At 34.7% G+C, this 8,234-nt stretch carries 12 protein-coding genes; 11 read left to right on the top strand and 1 reads right to left on the bottom strand.

Translation table 11 applies throughout. From position 1 onward, the window contains the following. Positions 1-495, bottom strand: a 495-nt coding sequence (locus ABD814_RS02320) for a transposase (protein WP_344909942.1), incomplete at its 3' end; no start/stop codon positions are given. Between the two features lie 135 nt (positions 496-630). Here ABD814_RS02320 and ABD814_RS02315 point away from each other — a divergent pair. The 11 genes from ABD814_RS02315 (at position 631) to ABD814_RS02265 (ending at position 8,213) form a co-directional block, all read left to right on the top strand. Continuing rightward, positions 631-819 carry a Na+/H+ antiporter subunit E gene (locus ABD814_RS02315; protein ID WP_344909940.1) on the top strand — a complete coding sequence of 63 codons (189 nt, stop codon included), beginning with the start codon at positions 631-633 and terminating at the stop codon, positions 817-819. Between the two features lie 390 nt (positions 820-1,209). Continuing rightward, on the top strand, positions 1,210-1,704 hold the full coding sequence (locus tag ABD814_RS02310; protein WP_344909954.1) for a Na+/H+ antiporter subunit E: 495 nt from the start codon (positions 1,210-1,212) through the stop codon (positions 1,702-1,704). Next, positions 1,704-1,970, top strand: a complete 267-nt coding sequence (locus ABD814_RS02305) for a monovalent cation/H+ antiporter complex subunit F (protein ID WP_344909938.1) — start codon at positions 1,704-1,706, stop codon at positions 1,968-1,970. The genes ABD814_RS02310 and ABD814_RS02305 overlap by 1 nt, the downstream gene beginning before the upstream one ends. Positions 1,971-1,982: 12 nt before the next feature. Further along, positions 1,983-2,270, top strand: a complete 288-nt coding sequence (gene mnhG, locus ABD814_RS02300; protein ID WP_344909936.1) for a monovalent cation/H(+) antiporter subunit G — start codon at positions 1,983-1,985, stop codon at positions 2,268-2,270. Positions 2,271-2,284: 14 nt separating this feature from the next. Then, positions 2,285-2,524, top strand: coding sequence for a hydrogenase subunit MbhD domain-containing protein (locus ABD814_RS02295; protein WP_344909934.1), 240 nt, complete (start codon positions 2,285-2,287; stop codon positions 2,522-2,524). After that, positions 2,521-2,829 (top strand): hydrogen gas-evolving membrane-bound hydrogenase subunit E, encoded by a 309-nt coding sequence (gene mbhE / locus ABD814_RS02290; protein WP_344909932.1) that lies wholly within the window; start codon positions 2,521-2,523, stop codon positions 2,827-2,829. Before ABD814_RS02295 ends, mbhE begins: the two co-directional genes overlap by 4 nt. Further along, the gene (locus ABD814_RS02285; RefSeq protein WP_344909930.1) at positions 2,822-3,244 is read left to right on the top strand and encodes an MnhB domain-containing protein; all 423 of its coding nucleotides are present in this window, start codon (positions 2,822-2,824) and stop codon (positions 3,242-3,244) included. Before mbhE ends, ABD814_RS02285 begins: the two co-directional genes overlap by 8 nt. After that, complete coding sequence (locus tag ABD814_RS02280; RefSeq protein WP_344909928.1) at positions 3,244-3,627, top strand: cation:proton antiporter subunit C; 384 nt, start codon at positions 3,244-3,246, stop codon at positions 3,625-3,627. Before ABD814_RS02285 ends, ABD814_RS02280 begins: the two co-directional genes overlap by 1 nt. Continuing rightward, entirely contained in the window at positions 3,620-5,113 is a 1,494-nt protein-coding gene (locus ABD814_RS02275; protein WP_344909926.1) for a proton-conducting transporter transmembrane domain-containing protein, read from the top strand. The genes ABD814_RS02280 and ABD814_RS02275 overlap by 8 nt, the downstream gene beginning before the upstream one ends. A gap of 47 nt (positions 5,114-5,160) precedes the next feature. After that, positions 5,161-7,026, top strand: coding sequence for a complex I subunit 5 family protein (locus ABD814_RS02270; protein WP_344909924.1), 1,866 nt, complete (start codon positions 5,161-5,163; stop codon positions 7,024-7,026). 101 nt (positions 7,027-7,127) lie between these two features. Continuing rightward, the gene (locus tag ABD814_RS02265; RefSeq protein ID WP_344909922.1) at positions 7,128-8,213 is read left to right on the top strand and encodes an MFS transporter; all 1,086 of its coding nucleotides are present in this window, start codon (positions 7,128-7,130) and stop codon (positions 8,211-8,213) included. Positions 8,214-8,234 lie beyond the last annotated feature (21 nt).

Raw genomic sequence — 8,234 nt, 5'->3', positions numbered from 1 at the left:
GGCATTGTAATCTGTGCCGTATTGTTTGCCACAAGTCGTGAAATTGGCTGAATCTAAATCAAAAACAAAATGTTCGCTTGGCTTAAGCTTCTGAACGCGTCGGTTCAATTTTTGATTGACCTGTTGGAGTTGCTTCATCGTTTCTTGATCAAATTTTTGATTTAGGCGTGACAGCGTCGGTTGTGAAGCTAATCGTCTCTTATCCAGAATCGTGGTAAACATCGGTTCATATTTTAATTCATCCGCATGGTCATCTGTGTGATAACCGGAAATATGTTGATAAATTTTTTGAATGACAACATCAGGATTGGGATGTTCTCGGTGGTCTACAGGGTCTTTGACTTGAAGGGTTTCTTGAATAGACTGGCTTAATCCAATCTTTTCATCGAACTCTTTGTACAATATTAGCCCTGAGTCTGAGGTTAAATTTCCACCGTCAAAATTAACTTTGATCATTTTGTTGAAATGAAGTGACTTTTCGATTACACTTTTCATTATGGAGTCCTCCTTGATTTGTGTTTGTTTAGACACTTATACAATATCAAAGATCGGGCTCCTTTTCACTTAATTAGTGAAAGATCGATTGGCTATTTTTAATTGATTTGATACAGTTTCTTTAAGGTTTTTGATATGGCTGTGAATAATCCAGGCTTTAATAAGATGTTATACGCTAATGTAATCAATTTAACACCAGGAACGTTAACAGTTGATATTACAAAAGACGGTTATATTATCCATGCCCTGAATGAAAATTTTGCAAAAGGACTAGATGGTTTTATCTTAGAAAAACTAGTATTAAAATTAGAGGAGAAAAAATAATTATTGTTATTTCAATATTTTTCAACTAAAAGGTTTTTTATTCTTTAATAATAAGTTATTATAGATGACAGAATAATTAAAATTGTTGTCAAAAACGACATATCTCAGAGAGGTGCTTAATGAAAAAACCACTATCTTTATTTAAAACCTAAATTATTCATAGTTTATCGCAAAGTAATTGATAATGCTTAACTAAATGCCTTTCGTTTATATGTACGCACTCACTTAAAGGGTGAACGGAAATAATGTATAGTCATCTGAAGACACGAAGACTCCAGCGGGAATCGGATGAGCCGAAGATCCACTTTTGTAGCGATTTTTGCTACAAAAGTTAGCTAAGGCCATCCCCGCGGAACGCGAAGTGTCTTCAGATGACGACCTCTCATATGAATAATTAAGGTTAAAAAGAATTTCATTTTTCTGTTTTTTATTCTATTAATCTTTTGGCATATTATTAATGCGGGCATATCTGTAGAATCTTTGTTAGTTGGTAGTGTTGGTGTGATCGTCATTCTTTACTTAAACAAAGACATTATTTTTACAGAGCGTGATGGTGGACCTATTACCTTACGCTTTCTTTGGGATTTCTTAGTTTTGATCGCTATTCTTATCATAGAGATTATAAAAGCAAATATTGATGTCGCAAAAGTTGTCTTAAAACGTGACATGCCAATCAATCCAATCTTTGTCACAACGCCAGTCAATCCAAAGAAAGATTTTAATCAGGTGTTATATGGAAATCTGATTACACTAACGCCAGGAACTTTAACTGTTGATATGACTGAAGATGGGTATTTTGTCCATGCTTTAAATGGTAATTTTGGTGAAGGCATGGAAGGCAGTACATTAGAAGTACAAGTATTAAAGTTAGAGGAGAAAAAATAATGAGTATAAATGTGTTTATTGGAATTTCGATCTTTTTAGGCTTGCTCACTTTTGTTTGTCTATATCGTGCATATGCTGGTCCAACTGCTGCAGATCGAGTTGTCTCAATTAACGTCATTACAACGAAAGCAACCGTTCTGATTGCACTTATTTCTGTTATAACAGATCAGTATATGTTTATTGATGTCGCATTAATTTATGCGATGATGGGCTTTATTGCAACAATAGCAGTCTCTAAATATATTGAGAAGGGTAAGCTTTATTAGGAGGTAGAAACCGTGCTTAAAGAGATTATTGTACTTATTCTTATCTTAGGTAGTGGCTTTTTCTTTATGGTTGGTACATTGGGCCTAATTCGACTTCCTGATGTATTTAGTCGTATGCATGCAACAACTAAAAGCGATACGCTTGGTGCTGGACTAGCACTTTTAGCTTTGATTGTTTATAAAGGTTTTGATCCAGTCAGCCTTAAGCTACTAGTTATCCTAATTTTTATTTACATAACCAACCCTGTAGCAGCTCACATTATCGCAAAAGCAGCTTATTATAAAGATCGGAAAAATTAACAGGAGGCGACATCATGCAAATTTTTAATCTTATTCTTATCTTATTCTTAATTGTAGTAGCAATAGCTGTTGAAAGAACAAAAGATTTACTAAGTGCTGTTGTTATCTTTGCATCGTATGGATTAGTTATGTCGATTTTATGGCTACTATTACGCGCACCTGATGTGGCAATGACTGAAGCAGCAATCGGTGTTGGAATAACAACGAACTTGTTCATTGTAGTCATTAGCCGAACAAGGAGGACTGAAAAATGAGAAAAATTTTCATTTTAATCTTACTTAGTGGACTGCTTATTGTCTTGTTAACAACGATCACTGAGTTGCCTCCGATGGGGGAGTTGGATAACCCATCTTTTAATGAAATATCACATTATTATAATGACAATGCTGCTAATGATACCGGAAGTACAAACATTGTAACTGCAATTATAACAGATTATCGTGCTTTTGATACACTGGGTGAAATAACCGTTCTATTTACAGGGATTACAGCTGTCGTTTCAATTTTAGGAATTATTAATCACAAAGGTAAAAAAGAAGGGGAGGATATCCATGAATGACTTATTTGTTCGAGTGACTACAAGAATGATCCTACCATTCATTCAAACTTACGGTTTATATGTCATTCTACATGGTCATCTATCTCCAGGCGGAGGCTTCTCAGGAGGAGCAATCTTTGCAGCGAGTATTGTTCTCTACACGATTGCTTTTGGATTGAAACCAGGGCAAAAAAGAATGCCACATAAAGTAACATCTAAACTAGAATCTGGTGGAATCTTGCTTTATATGACGATTGGTTTAATCGGCATTATTCTCGGACAACAATTTTTAACTAATATCGATGTAGGATTTCCAATCGGTACACTAGGTTCTCTCTTAAGTGCTGGCTTTATTCCTATTGTGACTTTTGCGATTGGTCTAAAAGTTATGAGTACAGTCGTTACTCTATTTCATACGATGTTGGAGGAAGAATGATGTCATTTGAATTCAGCATAATCTTAAATAATATAAATTATATCGGAACAATGTTTCTGTTTGTAATTGGATTGTATACAGTCTTAACCCACCCCAATTTAATTAAAAAAATAATTGGGATTAATATTATGGAAACAGCGATATTTTTATTTTTCATTTCAATTGGTTATGTACAAGGCGGGGAGGCTCCGATCATCGATCCATTGACTGGAGAGCAATTATTCATTAATCCATTACCGTCGGCGATGATTTTAACTGGAATAGTTGTAACGGTAAGTATTACAGCTTTTGCACTCAGTCTAATTGTTAAAATCCATCAGGCTTATGGAACGATTGAATTAGATGAAATTAACAAAATAAGGAGTGTGGAAGCAAATGAATAGTACACATTTCCCTGTTTATATCATGATCCTACTATTAGCCTGTGCTATTTTAATTCCGTTTAAGAAAAAAACAACAGGAAAAGGTTTTATGATTACCATGTTATCGGTATTAGGTGTTAGTTTATCGATGGCTATTGTTGAGCTGATAATCGTATATAATCGTTCTTCACCACATAGTTATACATTCGGTTCGTATGAGCGAGGAATTGGGATTGAATTTCTAGTCGATGAATTTTCAGCTCTTCTAACGGTAATCGTATTAATCATATCAATTTTGATTGTGCTTTATTCGTTCAGAGATTTACCACATGAAATTGAACCTGCAAGAATACCTAACTATTACACTTTATTATTCTTAGGGCTATTTGCAATGATTGGGATTATTTTTACGAATGATATTTTTAATTTATATGTGTTTGTTGAAATTTTATCGATTGTTGCGATTGCCATTATTTCAATAAAAAATGATAAAGCGACCCTGATGGCAAGTATGAAGTATTTAATTATGGGCTCGATAGGGTCTGTTTCAGTTTTAATGGGCTTTGCCTTTATTTACATGGTAACAGGCCACTTGAATGTTACGCTTATTTTTGAACAAATTAATTTGGTTTGGGAACAATACCCATTAAATATTTTATTAGCGATGGGCTTTATTTTAACTGGATTTGGGATTAAAGTAGCGATCTTTCCTTTACATAATTGGTTACCTGATGCGTATTCGAGTGCGCCGTCGCCATCGAGCGCGTTCCTATCTGGTTTAATTGTCAAAGCGTATGTTTTTTCAGTTGTCAAAATCATCTACCGCGTGATTGGCAATGATGTTTTACAAAATATCGGTGTGACTAATTACATTATGATTTTTGGTGTGTTAAGTATGATTATGGGATCTGTTTTTGCCCTAACACAAACAGATCTAAAAAGGCGACTTGCTTATTCGAGCGTTGCCCAGATCGGATACATATTTCTTGGTTTAGGCTTAGCGACAGAACTCGGTATGTCATCAGCCTTTTTCCATATTGTTTCTCATGCATTTATGAAAACAGCTTTATTTTTAAGCGCAGGGTCGATCATTTATTTAACTGGAAAAAGAAATGTGAAAGATTTGAATGGGATCGGTTATGATATTCCGATTACAATGAGCGTTTTTATGATTGGCATGTTAGGAATGATCGGTATCCCAGGGACAAGTGGATTTATGAGTAAATGGTATTTAGGAGTTGCAGTTATAGATGCAGGTCATATTGAACTTTTAATTGTCATTTTGTTAAGTAGTTTTTTAAATGCACTATACTATTTTCCTATTGTCGTTTCAGCTTTTTTAAGAGAAAAAATAGAATCTGCACCCATTTCGGATACAAAAGGAATTCCTCTAACTATGAAATTATCAATGGCACTTTTAGGCTTTGGAATCATTATTATCGGTCTGTTTCCAAACCTAATTATGAATGTGATTGAACAGGCAATTCCAACTTTTGTAGGCCAATAATGTCAAATTGAAAATTTCAATAAGATGGATAAGAATGAGGGATAAAAATGGACGTTATTCAATTGATACTTGAATACTCACTACCAATTATTATTTTACTAATCAGTTTATTAGAAATACTAGTAATCCCGCTTTTAGGTAAAATTAGCACAAGACGAAAATTAAGACGTTTTTCAGTCAGTGTGGTTATTTTGTTGACAACTTTATTATTAGTCAGTGTCTATCCAGAGGTTATTCAAAGTCCTATGGAATGGAGAATTGCCAATGTTTTTGGGAATGGAATTGTTTTCCGGATTGATTTACTTAGTTTACTATTTATGATTTTTGCAGGTGTGATCTTCCTTGTCGTCAATCTTTACACAGTTGATGAAATTAAAGGGCGTGGCCGGGAAAAAAGTTTTTATCTGTTTTTTATGCTGACCTATATCTCAACGATCGGAACGTTGATGGCAGGAGACTTAATCAGCTTTTTAATGTTTTTTGAAATTATGACGTTTGCTTCATATGTTTTAATGGTACATCAAAGAGGACAAAAAGTGCTAGAGGCAGGAAAAGTATACATTTATTTTGGGATTATCGGTGGTCTTAGTATTTTAGCTGGAATTCTAGTCTTGTCTTCTTTAACACAAAATTACGAATGGGTCACAATTGCTGAAAAATATGGCGAATTCGGTGGCATCAAGTATGTCTCAGCTGCTTTATTTATTCTAGGGTTTGGGATTAAAGCAGGCATGGCACCACTGCATCATTGGGTACCGGTTATTTATCCGAAGTCACACTTATCAGTAAACGCCCTTTCTTCAGGAATTTTAATGAAAATTGGTGGTTATGGTATTTTAAGACTGTTTGTTTCTGTGATTGAATCAGCTCAATTTCGACCCGATCTCAACGTACAAGCAATGATGATCACTTTGGAGGAAATTGGTTTTGTTGTGATCTGGCTAGGTGTATTCACGATGGTTGTCGGAGTCATTTCAGCCTTGGAACAAGAAAATATGGTGCGAATGCTTGCTTATCACAGTGTTAGTCAAATGGGCTATGTGATTATGGCTATAGGTGTTGCTGCTTATCTTGGCTTTGATGGTTCAATGGGTTTTGCAGGTGCTACTTACCATATGATTAACCATGGCATCTTTAAAAGTTTATTATTTATGGTAGCAGGGACTGTTTATTTTAAAACAAAAGAGAAAAATATGTACCGAATCGGAGGATTATCTCGGCAAATGCCTTTCACCGCATTGATCGGTATTATCGCAGCGTTCGGAATTACCGGGATGCCTTTCTTTAATGGCTTTGCTAGTAAATCTCTCATTCACCATGCGGTTGCAGAAGCTCACCTATATGGTCATTCTTCCTTTGTTTGGGCTGAGTATATATTTATTTTTGTTAGTGCTTGTACCGCAGCATCATTTATTAAGCTTATTTCACAAGTATTCTTTGGCGAGAAAAACGAAAAGTTTAAAGATGTCAAAGATGATTATAATTTGGCGACTCTTGGAATGGTCATTTTAGCCATTGCTGTTATTCTGATTGGCGTATTTCCCAATGCTTTGCTTGATCATTTTATTATTCCAGCCGCAACAAGCTTGAATTTTGACCTTAGCTTTATTGAACAATATTTAATGAACATTAATTTATTTAACATGAGTGAATTTACGAATATGATCGTTATTTATATTTTAGGAATGATTATCTACACAGTCGGCGTACGATTTAAATTATTCCATTTTCATTTACCAAAAAGACTAGACCTTGAAAGTGGTTATTATACGCCAATGTTCGATCGATTTATTCTAAAAACGCGTACGATTTTGAACAAAATGGAGGAAGTAATCAGTAACTCTGATGTATTTATTTACGGTGTCATGTTACTTGTCATGATCTTATTGTCATTGAACTTTTTCACGGGCTAAACATGTCACTTTTTATCATCATTCAAATTTTAAGTATGAAAAAGTTTTTTCAGCCTAAAATAGCTAAAGATCTTAAATGCTGATTGAATGGATGATAAATGATGAAAAGTAAGAAGCTTGATTTATTTGCCTTGGCATCAATTCCACTAGTGATGACACTAGGTAATTCGATGTTAATTCCCGTTTTACCAGTGATTGAAACTGAATTGAATATTTCTCAACTTCAATCGAGCTTAATCATAACAATTTACTCGATTGTAGCTATTTTATTAATTCCGATTGCTGGTTACTTATCCGACCGATTTGGTCGAAAAAAAGTGATTATTCCAAGTTTAATCATTACCGTAATCGGGGGCGGGGTAGCCGCTTTTGCTGGTTGGCGAGTGGAAGAACCTTATTTATGGCTAATGATCGGTCGGTTTATTCAAGGTATCGGAGCTGCTGGTGCTTTCCCAGTAGTGATTCCTACCGTTAGTGATATGTATCAAGCTGAAGAGGATGTTAGTAAAGGTTTAGGTATTATTGAAACATCGAATACATTTGGAAAAGTATTAAGCCCAATTATTGGCGCAGCACTTGCTCTAATTGTTTGGTACATGCCATTTATATTTGTGCCGATTTTTTCACTTATTTCAATTGTTCTTGTACTTCTTTTAGTAAAAGTTCCAAAACAAAGACAAGTAAACAAACCAACTTTTTCCTCATCGATGAAAAAAATTAAAGCAACGTTTAAGAAAAATGGTCGCTGGTTAGTGGCGATTTTTCTTATTGGTGGGTTGAATATGTTTATTTTATTCGGCTATCAATTTCACTTTTCCAATTTGCTTGAAAATCAGTATCAAATTAATGGGGTAGCCAAAGGTTTTATGTTAGCCATTCCATTATTAATCTTATGTGTTGCATCCTATTTGTCGAGCAAAAAAATAAAGGACGATAAAGTATTAATGAAGTGGCTTATTTTCAGTGGAAATTTAATCATCGGTGTTCCTTTATTATTTATCAATCAAGAAACTGGATTAGTTTTGATCACTATATTATTGTCGATCTCTAGTCTAGGTATCGGTGTATCTTTGCCCTCACTAGATACATTAATCACAGAAGGTGTTAAGAAAAATGTTCGAGGGACTGTGACTTCTTTTTACAGATTTTCCGAACGAGAAAGCCCATCGTCTATAGACATGGGATGATAGTGAGGTCGGTCAAGGGAT

The organism is Amphibacillus indicireducens (assembly GCF_039539605.1).
In the GTDB taxonomy this organism is placed as follows: Bacteria; Bacillota; Bacilli; order Bacillales; family Amphibacillaceae; genus Amphibacillus; species Amphibacillus indicireducens.
The sequence above is the reverse complement of the archived record's forward strand: the minus strand, read 5'-3'. Positions and strand labels throughout refer to the sequence as shown.